Below are 13,612 nucleotides of genomic sequence, written 5' to 3' on the forward strand. Positions count from 1 at the left end.
CATGCGTTAATGGAATGCCAACGGACAAAATTTTGAAGGTATTCCAGAGAGTTACATTAGTTCAGTATAGCATCCAAGACAGCAAAAATTTGCTCAGCAAGTTGAATAGGTGACTCCATGGGGAGCATATGAGTTCCTTTCATTTTAATGCTTTGAATATTATAGTGCTTTTTCATATAACGAATATCCATTCTGTCTACAACCGTGCTTCTGTCGGCATAAATAAGAACGGCAGGAACAGTTAATTTTCCCTCATACTCATGAAGCGTATGGGGTATGGTGCGAAAAATTAAGTATTCGATGTGGCGATCGAAACGAAGCACATAGCCATCATCCGTCTTCCTTAAACCATAGTCAATATAATCCTGCAGACATTCCGGGGCAAAGGTTTTAAATAACTCTCTTGTTTTTAAATAATTGATAATTTGCTCTTTATTTTGCCAATGTTCCCGTCGACTGCGTGTTCGGAAAGCCGGGGTGACCCGATCAATAATCCCAACGGCTTTAGCGAGTTTGACGACATTTGATTTGAAACGCCCCAGCAAAGGGGAATCAATCATAATCACCGTCTTAAATCGACAGGGTTCTTCAATTGCTGCTAATAGACTAAGGACACCACCTAAGGAGTGTCCAATTGCAATAACAGGTTGATTGGCCTGTGCTTTCACACTATCCAACACTTCATCGACCAGCAAATGCCAATTTTCAGTCACTGGAAATTGGGGATTATGCCCTATTCTGTCGATGTAACAGTAATCGTATCTATTGCCCAGTTGTTTAAGTAGCTGGGAGTAGCACAATGAAGGGAAACCATTTCCGTGGGCAAAATGAATCAATTCCCTCACAAAAGCACCAATTTTTGACTCTCGCGCTTTAGAGAATACATGGCAAACAAGTAATAGCCGATAAAAATAATAATCAGCAAAGCGCCAAAGCCGGGAAAGAGAACATTTGCTGCCAAAGCAAGAAGCAACAGCAGAAGCTGAGGCGTCGAGCTCACCATGAGCAAACGACAAGCTTGTTTGTAACTGATACTAAAATTCAAGAACAATTTGGACAGGAACTGCCCCATTAAGGCAAATACTAAATAAAAGACCAAAAACATAGCAAAAAATAACAATGCCACAGTTGGATATACCATAAGTTGAGATAGGAATTTGATTCGCTCGATTCCTGATGACTTAATCCAGGTATTGCCATCAAATACCTGATTGATGTTGGGACTGAAGGTTTGTGATAACACCTGGGTTGGATTCTTTTGCATATCCTTGGCAAAAAACAACTGCGGGGATGGAATTCTGTAAAAGAATCTGTCTGTGGTAATTAAAGCCGTTAAGTAAGGGTAGCGGTTATCAATGGTATTCACTTTTCCTGTTGTATCAATAATAGTTACCACTTGCCCTGCCCTATTCTTAATGAGGTAAGGCATTGGCTTGTCAAAAGATACTTTGCCATTCTGGATAAAAACGGCTGGCATTCGACTTAAGGGTTCAATGATTTGTTCTTCGAAGAAAGCATTGAACTCCAGGGTAATGCGCCAGGCAAATGGAATTGAAAACAAAAACACCACCAGAAGCAAGTAAAGAATGCCTAATCCCTTCCATCTTTTTCCTACATCAACATACAGCCGTGAACTGAAGAAGGATAAAATTAGGGCCTGAAAATAATTGTAAAAGGGAGCATCAACCTTTCTTAAGGCTACTTTTTCCTTAGTCATCCCATCCTCCCAGACGTAAACCAGTTTCTTGATGAAATAGATTAGCTTTATTTACAACAACTTCCAAGAACAGATCAGGGTTACTGAACTGAAAATCAGCCGAAACCCTGACTGAAAATTGTTCCTTCCCACAGGCAGTTATCACCTTAACCAATTTATCTGAACCCATGTCATCGACAAATTCAATTTTTACCGGGATCGTTCCTGGCTGTTTGTTGTTTAGCAACCTCAAATCCTCCGAACGAATCGCTACCACCACATCCATATCACTGAAAACAGCTTCCTTTAAAGAGGGCCATTTCAATTCCAATCCTAAATTGCTTTCGACTTTTCTCGATTCTAAATTCATTTTAGCTGGTAAAAAATTGATTGGGTAATGGCCGGTGAAGCCCGCTACAAACAATGATTCTGGTTGAGAATAGAGGGTTTGTGGGGAGCCAATTTGTTCAACTTTTCCTTTGTTCAAGACGAGGATTCTGGAAGCCATGGTCATTGCTTCGGTGTGATCATGAGTAACGTATAAACAGGTTGTTCCGAGCTGCCGGTGCAATTTTTTGATCTCATAGCGCATTTCTGAGCGTAACTTGGCATCCAGATTCGATAAGGGTTCGTCAAATAAAAAAACAGCAGGAGAGCGAACAATCGCCCTGCCCATTGCCACCCGTTGGCGTTGTCCACCTGAAAGAGCTTGGGGCTTGCGATCCAAATAGTCAGTCAACTGCAGCAAAGCCGCTGCTTCCCTTACCTTTTCTTGAATAACAGGTTTCTTTACACCGCGCATTTTTAAACCATAAGCCATGTTATCAAACACGGTCATGTGCGGGTAAAGTGCATAACTTTGAAAAACCATTGCCATATCGCGCCTTGCTGGTGAAAGGCTATTCACGCACTGATTTTTAATTAAAATGCTGCCGCTGCTCACATCTTCCAAACCAGCAACCAAGCGAAGTAAAGTTGATTTACCGCACCCTGAGGGACCTACTACAGCAACAAACTCGCCTTGCTCAATATCTATTGATATTTTGTCAAGAATAAGGTGTTGCGCGTAAAATTTGCTGACCTCAATTAAATTAACCATACCCATTAATGCGTCAACCCCCTTTCAAACCATTTTTGCAATGTAAGCACTACCAGACAGGGAGGCAACAAAGCAATCAAAGCAATTGTCATAATGTAATGCCATTGCGGAATTTGATCAGCTACGCCGGCCAAATACCTAATACCCATCACTATGGTGGTCATGTTGCTGTCCGTTGTCGTTATCAATGGCCATAAATACTGATTCCAACCATACACAAACAAAATTATGAACAAAGCGGCAATTTGTGTTTTTGACAAAGGGAGCAAAATATCTATAAAAAAACGACAAGGCCCTGCGCCATCCAAAGTTGCGGCATCAACTAAATCTTGTGGTACTGTTTTAAAAAATTGGCGAAAAAGAAAAGTCGCCGTGGCCGAAGCCATAAGAGGTAAACTTAATCCGGCAAAGCTGTTTAACCAGCCAAAAGCAGCGACAACCTGGAAGGTAGGTATAATTCTTACTTCTATCGGCAACATCATGGTTGCAAAAATTAGAGCAAAACAAAGGCGCTTTAGAGGAAATCTGAAATAAACCAGGGCAAAAGCTGACAGTAGCGCGAGTGTTATTTTACCTCCGGCTATGAATATTGCCATGAAGAAGCTATTGACCAACATTCTCCAGACCGGCTCGCCTCCTGTTGCCGTTAAACCATGCGTCAAAACAGTCTTTATATTATGAAACAATGCAAATCCTGGCCAAATTGGAAGTGGGGATTGCATCATTGTCAAGCTGTCATGACTTGCTGCCACGAGAGCTAAATAAAGAGGCAGAAACAGCAAGACAATAAACAAACAAAGACAGCTATGACTAATCACACCTTTGAACTGTCTCATTGATAATGAACCTTTTTTTCTAAGTAGCGGAATTGAATTAGCGTTAACGCGATAACCATAGCCATCAAAAGAACAGACTGGGCAGATGAGCTCCCAAGATCCATACCTGCGAAACCGTCTTTATACAGCTTATAAATCAATGTAGTGGTGCTATTATTAGGCCCCCGCTGGTCATTATATCGATGATGCCAAAGGTATCAAAAAATGAATAAATTAAATTCATGATTAGAAGAAAAAACGTGGTGGGTGACAGTAAAGGAAAAATGATCTGCCAAAATCTTCTCCAGGCTGAGGCACCATCTAAAATAGCCGCTTCAATGAGAAAATTTGGAATTGCTTTAAGTGCTGCCAGGAAGAATAAAAAATTGTAGCTCAACTGTTGCCAACTCGCTGTAGCAACAACAACCCATAGAGCCTGCCAGGGATGGGTCAGATAATTAAATGAAATGCCAAATATCTGCAAGCCTTGTGCTAACCACCCTAAGGTGGGCTGGCATAAAAATCTCCACAATATAGCCGCAACCGCCGGAGCGACCGCATAGGGCCAAAGCAGCAGGGTTTTATAAATTTGCTGGCTTTTCCTTCTCCCCTGTACCAATACAGCTAAAAGCAACCCACAGGTCATGGTCAGCAAAGTGACGAGGAAAGAAAGTAAAACCGTTACTCCTATAGCTTTGCCGTAGTTAGGATCTTTGAGCAAATCTAAAAAATTATGCAAGCCCGCAAAGCGACTGTGCAAGCCAAATGCATCGCTGAATAAAAACGATTGCACGAAAGCCCGCAAAGCAGGGCCAATAAAAAAAAGGAGGGTAATTAGCAGTTGAGGAAAAATAAAAATCAATGCCAATTTTTTATAGTGTTTGTATTTAGCCATCAAATGAAAAGGTATACCGCTTGGGGGGCAGTATATAACGAACGCTTTTGTTTTTGCGAGTCTATTGAGCTTTTGGTTGATAATTTACCGAGGGTATGATTTTTTATTAAATCTTGTATTCTTGTATCTTATAACTATTTATTCTCGGATGATGATGCGCTGCATATTAATTGAAAACCCAGGCCCTGATAGCAAACTGGTACTCAGTCAGCAAGATAAACCAAAATGCGGTGACGACGAGCTTTTGGTACTTGTAAAAGCCACAGCTGTAAACCGTGCTGATTTATTGCAACGCCAGGGTAAATATCCCCCACCCGCTGGGGCATCTCTGATCCCAGGCCTTGAAATTGCTGGTGAAGTCACTGAAATTGGCGCTAATGTAAGCCGTTTTAAACCGGGAGATGCAGTTTATGGATTGGTTGCGGGTGGCGCTTACGCTGAGTACTGTTGTGTAAACCAAAATTTGGCAGAAGTAATCCCTCCAGCCTGGACGTATTCAGAAGCTGCGGGGCTTCCTGAAGCGCTTATGACGGCTCATGCCACCGTTTTTATGCTTGGTCAATTAAACTCCGGTCAAACATTGCTGATTCATGGGGCAGGCAGCGGCATCGCTTCTTTAGCTATTCAAATGGCCAAATTGCGATCGGCCTCGGTGATTAGCACTGCCGGTACGGATGAAAAGATTTCGCGGGCTCAAAGCTGGGGAATCCAGGCGATTAACTATAAGAATGAGGATTTTGAAAACATTTTAGGTCCACAATCCGTTGATGTTGTGGTTGATTTTATTGGCGGTGATTATTTTTCCAAGCACTTAAACGTTTTAAAACCACTGGGTCGACTAATTCAAATTGCTTGTATGAAAGGCTATATGGCAGAAGCCAATCTGCTCTTTTTGATGCAGAAACGCCTTCAAATAAATGGTTTCGTGTTGCGCTCACAATCACTCGCTGAAAAGAAGGCTATTTGGAAATCGGCCCAGCAACATTGGCAAACTGCAATTTTGAACAAGCATATTTTACCCATCATTGACTCGGAATTTGATTTATCGGAGATAGAACAAGCACACCGACGCATGAAGAGCAGTGAACATATGGGCAAAATTATTGTAAACATTCGCTGATTTTGTGAGGACGATTTCACTATCCAGGTATATACAAATTTAGTATTCCTCAGATAGATAAAGAACAATTAATTTCTTCGGCAAAGCGCTTTATAGCCCCCATTTCCTTAGATTCTTTGAATAAATTATATCCAAAGAAACCGGCTGTACAAATGCCTGAGCCAATGCCGGTTGAGCCCAGAAAAATGGCAGCTGGACTACCTTTTAAAAAAGCAGAAAGCAAAACGAACGGACTCGTCCATAACCCTAGTGCTAAACCGCCGGTAAAACCAACCGATACAAGGATAAGGGTAACCACAATTGCTGAGGCAAAGGTTAGCACCGCGTTTATAAAATAAGGATGACTGCCTTCAAGAATTTTTTGTGAACTTAAAACAAAGTTTTTAATGCATTGTTCTTTATCTGAATTGCGGCCTAACTCTTCATACAAAAAATCCAACTCATGTTCGATTTTCTTGCATTTATCGAATGGAAGATGTTTTAAAGCATCAAGAAGGTTTTGCTCGCATATATCCCACATTGTTCTTTTGCAGGACAGTATGGACTCACAAAGCTCTTCAATCCCTATATCAAATTTCAAAGAGGTAATGATTCTTTTTGTGACTTCCAGGTTAAGATTTAAGAATTGCCTTTCAGCATCAGGGAGGCCAAGGTCACATTTCGTTCCGATTAAAATCAGATTGGCGTCAGGATTGATTTGACGAAAGGCATTGATGTCGTTTTGGATGGCGATTTCATTCATTTCCTGGGATAAGTCAATGCAATAAAGGACTACTTCTGCCTTTGCATAGAAATCCTTGACTAAGGAGTTTAGCCTTGGCTTTTTTCTACACTCCCACATCTCATGACTTAAATCCCAGATGCTCAATTTTATTCGTGAATAATATTTAGTGACCCAGTACACTGGATCCCAGTCTAAAGGTCTTTCACTAAAAGGCAAACTGCAAAAAAGCCGGTGAATGATTTGGGTTTTGCCTGAATTTTTGGCACCTAAAGTTACAACCTCAACAGTACGTCTCGAATGCACGCTAAACCCTTGCAGACAAATTGCCGCATTATAATACATAGTAGAAGCAAAATGGCAGTTATGTTAGAGCAATTTGCAAGAGGAGCATGCAAATTGCTTTTCTACCTCGTACTATTTACCCGCTTTATCCTTTTCTAAGGCAGTTGCCCAGGCACGCTCTTCAGATTGTTTTTTATAGATTTCTTTTAAAGATTGCTGCTGTTGATTTGCCGCTTCCTTGGGTATTTTCAATTCCTTGTCTTTCATAATACTCATCCATATTCCATGAACTGATAATTTAATTATAGAACTTTGTCCTTATAAATCTTGGAAGCTTCAAAGGGCCATGAAAGGCTTAGCCCCTAATGATAGGGATTGAAATCTTTATAAGGTTGAAGCAACAGACATTAACATCGAGCATACTGTAGACGATTTTATCAAAGTAACCAACCACAGTTGCGTTTAATGGGTTTGTTGCTCACGCCTTAGAGTTCGATGCAGCAATTGGGTATAGATTGGCTCATTCCCTGCAATTTGTACCACTGTAGTGGACGTCAGACAGCTCACCATAAGCGGCAAAATTAAAGAATAATTTTGCGTCATTTCAACCACGAGAATAATGCCTGTAATGGGCGCTCTAACCGCTGCAGAAAACAAGGCCCCCATTCCTGCTACAGCAAACATGCCAGGATGAATGCTGGCATCATTGATAAGCCCTTGGGCAATGTAGGCAAAAGCCAAACCAAACAGCGTTCCTAAAGCCAGCATGGGAGCAAAAATACCACCCGGGACACTTGTTGAATAGGACAACATGGTGGTTAGAAAACGCACCACAATCCAAATCAATAGAAATGAGAAAGCCGGCGACATAGTTAGAGAACGCTCGATAATGTCATATCCTCCGCCCACAGCCTCTGGATAGTTCTGAGCGAGATAGCCGATGATTGCTCCTAACAGAAGAACATAAACAATTCGCATTCTTGTGGTTAGTTTGTCCGTTAAAGATAAAGTAGCCATTAACACCTTATTAAATAAGAGCCCCACAAAGCCCATCAGCAAACCAAATACGAAAAATGCCCATAGGGAATGAAGGCTGGGAAGTGTAAAAATAGCCATTGGAATTGCCGCTTGTGGACCAATAATCAAATGAAGCGTGATGGTTGCCACCACACAACTGATTGCTACCGTTTTAAAGTTGGTAAATGATAAATTGAATTTATCTTTCATTTCCTCCATTACGAAGAGGACACCTGCTAAAGGGGCGTTAAAAGCGGAAGCAAGGCCTGCAGCAGCACCCGCTGCGATTAAAGCATCACAACGTCTCGTTGATAAACCAAACCATTCTCCAAGCATTTCACCCAGATTGCCGCCCATTTGAATGGTGGGCCCCTCTCGCCCTACTACTAATCGGGCTGAGATAGCCATAACACCACCCAAAAATTTCACGGGCAGTAATCGCCGCCAAAAAATAGGCCGTTTATGCAATAAGGTTCCTTCTATTTCCTGAACGCCACTGCCAGATGCCTCGGGAGCGAAACCTTTTACAAGATACCAGGATAAAAAAATGAGTGACATTGAAATCAATATGGAAAGCAAACTGGGAGAAATACCGACAGCCTGGACGCTTGCCAGAATCCTACCAATCAAGTGTAAACCCCAGACCGTGGACAGCTGAAAAAAAGAGCCCACAATCCCTGTGAGTACACCCAGTAAAATGGAAATGGCATACAAAACTAATAGTTTATTTCGCATGACTCCCTATCGTCTCCATAAGATTGTTTATGATTTTCAAACCCGCCTGATTTTGCATGGATAAAATAGTTTCCGGATGAAACTGTACGGCGTGAATGGGAAGCTGTTTATGAGAAACCGCCATGATAATGCCGTCTTCGCTTTCGGCAGTCACTTCAAGTTCAGAAGGCAAAAACTCTTTTAAAGCATAAAGAGAATGGTAACGTCCAGCAGTAAAAGGAGAGTTTAATCCCTTAAATAACAGAGAATTCGTTTTTACCTCAATTTTTGAGGCTTTGCCGTGCATGGGATAATCTAAAACACCAAGTCTTCCGCCAAAATATTCCACAATACCCTGCAAGCCCAAACACACCCCAAACAGCGGAATTTTCTTTTGTAAAACCGCATCAATGCTATCTTTCAACTTGAAATCATCTGGTCTTCCTGGACCAGGGGAAAGCAGAACCAGATCAAAATCACGTTCTTGCAAGAATTCAATTGCATATTCGCTTCTTACGGTTTGCACCTGTGCGCCTGTTTGCCGAAGGTAGTTTGCCAGGGTGTGTACGAATGAATCCTGATGGTCTATCAGTAGAACTGATTTTCCCAAGCCTGATCGTTGTTCGGCATCCGATTTTTTTATCGTTTTTCCAGGTTTTTGCAACATATCGATAAAAGCAGAAGCCTTAAGGCGCGTTTCTTGCTCTTCCGCTTTTGGATCTGAATCATAAAGCAAGGTTGCACCAACACGGATCTCGGCGATCCCTTCCTGAATCCTCATGGTTCTTAATACCAGGCCAGTATTTAAGTGACCATTAAAGCCAAACCAACCTACAGCCCCCGCATACCATTTTCTGGGTGATTGCTCATGTTGCTCAATGAAATTCATTGCCCACAGCTTGGGAGCACCTGTAACGGTAACCACCCACATATGAGTTAAAAAAGCATCTACTGCATCAAAGTCATCCCTCAAAAGTCCTTCCACATGATCTACGGTGTGAATTAAACGAGAATACATTTCAATTTGACGACGTCCTAATACACGGACGCTCCCCGCTTCGCATATACGAGACTTATCATTTCGATCCACGTCGGTACACATGGTTAATTCTGAAGCTTCTTTTTCAGAATCCAATAACAATTGGATATTATGCGCGTCCTCAATGGCATCTGCACCTCGCTTGATGGTTCCGGAAATAGGGCATGTTTCAACCCTTTTTCCCTGAACGCGAACATACATTTCCGGAGAAGCACCTACCAGATATTCAGCCTCCCCAAGGTTAAGAAAAAAGCCGTAAGGTGAAGGATTTAATTGGCGCATCTTACTGAAGATGGCCGAGGGTTGTTCGTCACAAGCAGCATAAAAGGTTTGACTGGGTACAACTTCAAACAGGTCACCGCAGGCAAAGCGCTCCTTAGCTTTCTCCACCAACTCTGCGTATTGTCCAGGCATATGATCGCAATCCTGCTCAGGTTGGTATTTAGGCTCATACTTTCTAAACTCTCCTTCACGAGGTAATGCTTGCGTGGATTTACCCTGAAATTGAAAATCATAACGTCTAATAAATGCTTCTTCTTTACGATGGTTCACGACATAAATTTCATCCGGAAGATAGAGAACCATCTCTCGTTGTTGAATTGAACGCTCCTTACACTGCACCAGTTTTTCAAATTGGAAAATGAGGTCATAACCAAAAGCCCCGTAAAATCCTAAATAAGGTTCGTCAGACTTAAAAAAAGCTAATAATCTTCGTAAAATTGTGAATACAGACGGCTGGAGGCTGCGCTCTTCTTCACTAAAGATTTTATTGGAAGCTTGAACTTTTACCTTGATGCAAGTTTTGTCTTTCAAAGCAATGATTAGATCCTGATTCTCACTCAATGCAGAATCAATCATGGATAAAAGGATTTCCCCTCGCTGGTTTAAAGCTTCGATATTGATGTCTGAAGCCTTACAAACAATCACAAGGGGAGGATTATAAAATCCTATGTCCCAACAAGTGTAACGTCCAGGATATTCAAAACTGGATGCAAATAATGCCCCGCGTTGCGTATCTAGCCGCTCAAGTAAAGGGGAAATTGCATTTTCATAGTTGAGTTGGTGTTGTTCAAATTCAATGTGAACACCACCTTCAGTTTTTACTTGTTGTAACATCGAACTACTCTTAAGGCTGACGTTATTTCATTCTACTGCAAAACCTTGTCTCTGCAAGGGAATATCATGATTAACTAATGGTAAAAACAGGAATATTAGACTTTGGATTACCTTCATAAATTCCGATAATTACGGTTAATAAATTTAAGGTTTCTTTAGATTCCGAATCGGAGTCGGCTATATAGAACCAGTTCCCGCGATAAGGAACAGCCACTAAGGCATCCTTTGGTGGGGTTTTAGCGTGGTGCACTCGCATAATCCCAGCAGTGACTTGTCGCCAATCAAAAATTTGCCGATTTGCCATGTATGTCATTGGTGCTTTGCCGCCAAGAATATCAGCCTTAGGCAAGTCAACGCTTTTGGATAGGTAATTAAAAAGACCTAGTACTGTCCGGGTTTGAACATAAATTTGATTTTTTTGCTGCGTTGGGTGCCCCACTAACCACACTACTGGAGTCTGGGGGGTGATGCCAATTCTGGCTAAAAGTTGACGTTCTTTTACGGTTAAACCTCCAAAGTTTTGCACCCTGAATTGAATAGCAAACTGTTTATCAATGGTCGAGTTTTCAATCAACAAAGATTCTTTATATTGCAATTTTCGCAAAACCAGTAAAAGCTCCTGAAACTCCTTAAAGCGTGGCACTCGCGAAGAAGTGGTCCTCGAAGCTAAAATCGCGTTTTCGACAGGCCCCAATCGCTGCACCAACATTCTAAGTACATGATGCACACCCCAACCAGAACGAAGCAATGTATAAATGACACTTGGGTCAATCGGTGTTAGTAACCGTGTGACATAGGCTTTTCCCTGTAAAGGTGTATACGTGATCGTTGGGGACTCAGTAAAGCTTGCCTGTCCAGCAGCTGTGCCAATAGTGCGTAGAGGAAATGTTCCCGAATTATTACTGACCTCCCCACTAATTTCGTTGCTAAAGTTGTATTGTGAGACGATGTTATTCACGGTCAAAAAATAAGGTGAATCCGAATATCTCAGGCGAACAATGTTCAGAAGTTGCTGCTGAGCATCGCTGTATTGTAAGGAATAATTATAACTCAAACGATTGGGTGGAAGTCGATATGGACCAAAATTGGTGCAGGATGTTAGCAATAGAAGCAATAATATTAATAAACCTAATCTATTCATTGCGCATCCCTTTCCCTAATCGCTCTCAGAAGATCAGCAATTTAGCAAATTTTTAAATCAAAGTCAGTCAGCTGAGCTTAAATGCCTCATTAAATGAGTGTACGTTAGCGAAGCGAAATCGGACTGCGTAATCAAACCTTACTTTTATCCAGGGATAAAAAAATGTATCTTAGGCCTTTTGCATTCTTTCCTGGGAATATTAATGACTATTAGAGATGACGAATTGAAAAATATGGCACAATTAGCCTGTATGGATATAGATTCAGAGTACGGCGACACCTTAGCTGAGGACGTTAATGCCATTATGGATTTTGTTGAGCAACTAAAACAGGTAGACACATCCGGTGTTTCACCACTCTTTCATCCTCTTGATCTGCAGCAGCGATTTCGCAAAGATACGGTGCATGAAAACGACTGCAGTGTAGAGCTAGCAGCTATCGCCCCTTTGTTTGAAGATAATCTCTACTTGGTGCCTAAGGTCATCGATTCAGGTGAGTAATTATGCATAACTATTCTATTAAAGAATTATCCCTCGCTTTGCAACAAAGGGATTTTTCAAGCGTTGAATTAACAAAATATTTCCTCAGCCGGATAGCACAACACAAGAATTTGAATGCTTTTATTAGCCTGGATGAAGAGCAAGCCTTAACGTCGGCAGCCAGGGCTGATCAAATGCTTAAAGAAGAAAAACATAGTCATTTAACCGGCATTCCTATGGCCCATAAAGATATTTTTTGCACACAAAGGTTACCGACCACTTGTGGTTCAAAAATGCTGGCTAATTTTAAATCGCCTTATCAAGCTACCGTCGCTCACAAGTTGGAAGAAAAGGGAGCCGTCATGATTGGCAAAACCAACATGGACGAATTCGGCATGGGCTCCTCCAATGAGTTCAGTTATTTCGGCCCTGTAAAGAATCCCTGGAATTTGCAATGCGTTTCTGGAGGATCTTCTGGAGGTTCAGCCGCGGCCGTAGCCGCTGCATTGGTTTCTTTTGCTACAGGTTCCGACACAGGAGGCTCAATACGTCAGCCCTCAGCTTTTTGCGGCATTTCAGGCATAAAACCGACCTATGGATTATTATCGCGCTTTGGTCTGATTGCCTATGCATCCAGTCTGGATCAAGCTGGGCCTATTGCTAGAAGTGCGGAGGATTTAGCGTTTGTTCTTCAAGCCATGGCAGGATTTGATGCCAAAGATTCTACTTCAGTAAATCGCGCGATACCTGATTATTCTAAAGCTTTAAATCGCCCGATAAAAGGATTGCGATTGGGGCTTCCTACCAGCTTCCTAAGCAAAGATGTGGACATTGATATTCAAAACAGTATACAAAATTCTGTTAAAATCTTAGAACAAGAAGGTGCGCAAATTATCGACTTGGAACTTTCCCTGCAATCCTTGTGGGTTCCTTGTTACTACGTCATCGCTTGTGCGGAAGCTTCATCCAATTTGGCACGCTACGACGGTATACGTTATGGCCACCGAAGTACCAAAGGGGATACACTGCGGGAATTAATTAGCAATTCGAGAATGGAAGGTTTTGGGATCGAGGTTAAACGACGTATTTTAACGGGCACTCATGTTTTATCATCAGGTTATTTCGATGCCTATTATTTGCAAGCCTTAAAAATCAGACGATTAATCCAACTTGAGCTGCAAACAACTTTGAAGCAAGTGGATATAATATTAGGGCCAACGACTCCTACTTGCGCGTTTACATTAGGTAATCATAATAACAATCCGGTGCAAAATTATTTAGCAGATGTATTTACAGTTAGCGCCAATCTGGCTGGACTCCCGGCGATTTCCATTCCAGCAGGATTTAGTGCAGGTTTGCCGATTGGAATGCAAATGATGGCGAATTACTTTCAGGAGGAATTACTGCTAAACGTAGCACACCACTATCAACAATGCACTGACTGGCATCAAGCCAGACCAACGTATAAAGGCTAGA

The 13,612-nt window shown here is 41.8% G+C and carries 12 protein-coding genes and 1 pseudogene; 3 read left to right on the forward strand and 10 right to left on the reverse strand.

Annotated features, from left to right (window positions below; translation table 11 throughout):
• Positions 1-56: 56 nt before the first annotated feature.
• The 5 genes and pseudogenes from EL203_RS08090 to EL203_RS08110 all read right to left on the reverse strand — a co-directional run bounded on the left by EL203_RS08090 (position 57) and on the right by EL203_RS08110 (position 4,505).
• On the reverse strand, positions 57-845 hold the full coding sequence (locus EL203_RS08090; protein WP_058470801.1) for an alpha/beta fold hydrolase: 789 nt from the start codon (positions 843-845) through the stop codon (positions 57-59).
• Positions 842-1,717, reverse strand: coding sequence for a DUF1189 family protein (locus tag EL203_RS08095; protein ID WP_058470800.1), 876 nt, complete (start codon positions 1,715-1,717; stop codon positions 842-844). Before EL203_RS08095 ends, EL203_RS08090 begins: the two co-directional genes overlap by 4 nt.
• Complete coding sequence (locus tag EL203_RS08100) at positions 1,710-2,801, reverse strand: ABC transporter ATP-binding protein (protein WP_058470799.1); 1,092 nt, start codon at positions 2,799-2,801, stop codon at positions 1,710-1,712. The genes EL203_RS08095 and EL203_RS08100 overlap by 8 nt, the downstream gene beginning before the upstream one ends.
• Complete coding sequence (gene ugpE, locus EL203_RS08105; RefSeq protein WP_058470798.1) at positions 2,801-3,631, reverse strand: sn-glycerol-3-phosphate ABC transporter permease UgpE; 831 nt, start codon at positions 3,629-3,631, stop codon at positions 2,801-2,803. Before ugpE ends, EL203_RS08100 begins: the two co-directional genes overlap by 1 nt.
• Positions 3,628-4,505, reverse strand: a pseudogene (locus EL203_RS08110) (ABC transporter permease subunit). Before EL203_RS08110 ends, ugpE begins: the two are co-directional and overlap by 4 nt.
• A gap of 154 nt (positions 4,506-4,659) precedes the next feature.
• On the opposite strand from EL203_RS08110, the gene EL203_RS08115 reads away from it, so the two are divergent.
• Positions 4,660-5,625: an NAD(P)H-quinone oxidoreductase gene (locus tag EL203_RS08115; RefSeq protein ID WP_058470796.1), complete on the forward strand. Its 966-nt coding sequence runs from the start codon at positions 4,660-4,662 to the stop codon at positions 5,623-5,625.
• A 49-nt stretch (positions 5,626-5,674) separates the two neighbouring features.
• Here the strand turns inward: EL203_RS08115 and EL203_RS08120 are convergent, their stop codons facing one another.
• The 5 genes from EL203_RS08120 to EL203_RS08135 all read right to left on the reverse strand — a co-directional run bounded on the left by EL203_RS08120 (position 5,675) and on the right by EL203_RS08135 (position 11,658).
• Positions 5,675-6,652 carry an ADP-ribosylation factor-like protein gene (locus EL203_RS08120; protein WP_162262737.1) on the reverse strand — a complete coding sequence of 326 codons (978 nt, stop codon included), beginning with the start codon at positions 6,650-6,652 and terminating at the stop codon, positions 5,675-5,677.
• 111 nt (positions 6,653-6,763) lie between these two features.
• Positions 6,764-6,907: a hypothetical protein gene (locus tag EL203_RS14400; RefSeq protein ID WP_156413821.1), complete on the reverse strand. Its 144-nt coding sequence runs from the start codon at positions 6,905-6,907 to the stop codon at positions 6,764-6,766.
• 186 nt (positions 6,908-7,093) lie between these two features.
• Positions 7,094-8,383 carry a H(+)/Cl(-) exchange transporter ClcA gene (gene clcA / locus EL203_RS08125; RefSeq protein ID WP_058470794.1) on the reverse strand — a complete coding sequence of 430 codons (1,290 nt, stop codon included), beginning with the start codon at positions 8,381-8,383 and terminating at the stop codon, positions 7,094-7,096.
• Entirely contained in the window at positions 8,373-10,517 is a 2,145-nt protein-coding gene (locus EL203_RS08130) for an anthranilate synthase component I (RefSeq protein ID WP_058470793.1), read from the reverse strand. The genes clcA and EL203_RS08130 overlap by 11 nt, the downstream gene beginning before the upstream one ends.
• 70 nt (positions 10,518-10,587) lie before the next feature.
• A complete protein-coding gene (locus EL203_RS08135) occupies positions 10,588-11,658 on the reverse strand; it encodes a hypothetical protein (RefSeq protein ID WP_058470792.1) in 1,071 nt (356 codons plus the stop codon).
• A 202-nt stretch (positions 11,659-11,860) separates the two neighbouring features.
• Between EL203_RS08135 and gatC the strand changes: the two genes are divergently transcribed.
• Entirely contained in the window at positions 11,861-12,157 is a 297-nt protein-coding gene (gatC, locus tag EL203_RS08140; RefSeq protein WP_058470791.1) for an Asp-tRNA(Asn)/Glu-tRNA(Gln) amidotransferase subunit GatC, read from the forward strand.
• A gap of 2 nt (positions 12,158-12,159) precedes the next feature.
• Positions 12,160-13,611: an Asp-tRNA(Asn)/Glu-tRNA(Gln) amidotransferase subunit GatA gene (gene gatA / locus EL203_RS08145; protein ID WP_058470790.1), complete on the forward strand. Its 1,452-nt coding sequence runs from the start codon at positions 12,160-12,162 to the stop codon at positions 13,609-13,611.
• The last annotated feature ends 1 nt before the right edge of the window (position 13,612 follow it).

It is taken from the genome of Legionella jordanis (assembly GCF_900637635.1).
Taxonomy (GTDB): domain Bacteria; phylum Pseudomonadota; class Gammaproteobacteria; order Legionellales; family Legionellaceae; genus Tatlockia; species Tatlockia jordanis.

Bases quoted from the DNA above. Each gene is read 5' to 3' on its own strand.
- ugpE (WP_058470798.1), bottom strand. From the start codon at position 3,631: ATGAGACAGTTCAAAGGTGTGATTAGTCATAGCTGTCTTTGTTTGTTT.
- clcA (WP_058470794.1), bottom strand. From the start codon at position 8,383: ATGCGAAATAAACTATTAGTTTTGTATGCCATTTCCATTTTACTGGGT.
- EL203_RS08130 (WP_058470793.1), bottom strand. From the start codon at position 10,517: ATGTTACAACAAGTAAAAACTGAAGGTGGTGTTCACATTGAATTTGAA.
- EL203_RS08115 (WP_058470796.1), top strand. From the start codon at position 4,660: ATGCGCTGCATATTAATTGAAAACCCAGGCCCTGATAGCAAACTGGTA.
- EL203_RS14400 (WP_156413821.1), bottom strand. From the start codon at position 6,907: ATGAGTATTATGAAAGACAAGGAATTGAAAATACCCAAGGAAGCGGCA.
- EL203_RS08095 (WP_058470800.1), bottom strand. From the start codon at position 1,717: ATGACTAAGGAAAAAGTAGCCTTAAGAAAGGTTGATGCTCCCTTTTAC.
- gatA (WP_058470790.1), top strand. From the start codon at position 12,160: ATGCATAACTATTCTATTAAAGAATTATCCCTCGCTTTGCAACAAAGG.
- EL203_RS08135 (WP_058470792.1), bottom strand. From the start codon at position 11,658: ATGAATAGATTAGGTTTATTAATATTATTGCTTCTATTGCTAACATCC.
- gatC (WP_058470791.1), top strand. From the start codon at position 11,861: ATGACTATTAGAGATGACGAATTGAAAAATATGGCACAATTAGCCTGT.
- EL203_RS08100 (WP_058470799.1), bottom strand. From the start codon at position 2,801: ATGGGTATGGTTAATTTAATTGAGGTCAGCAAATTTTACGCGCAACAC.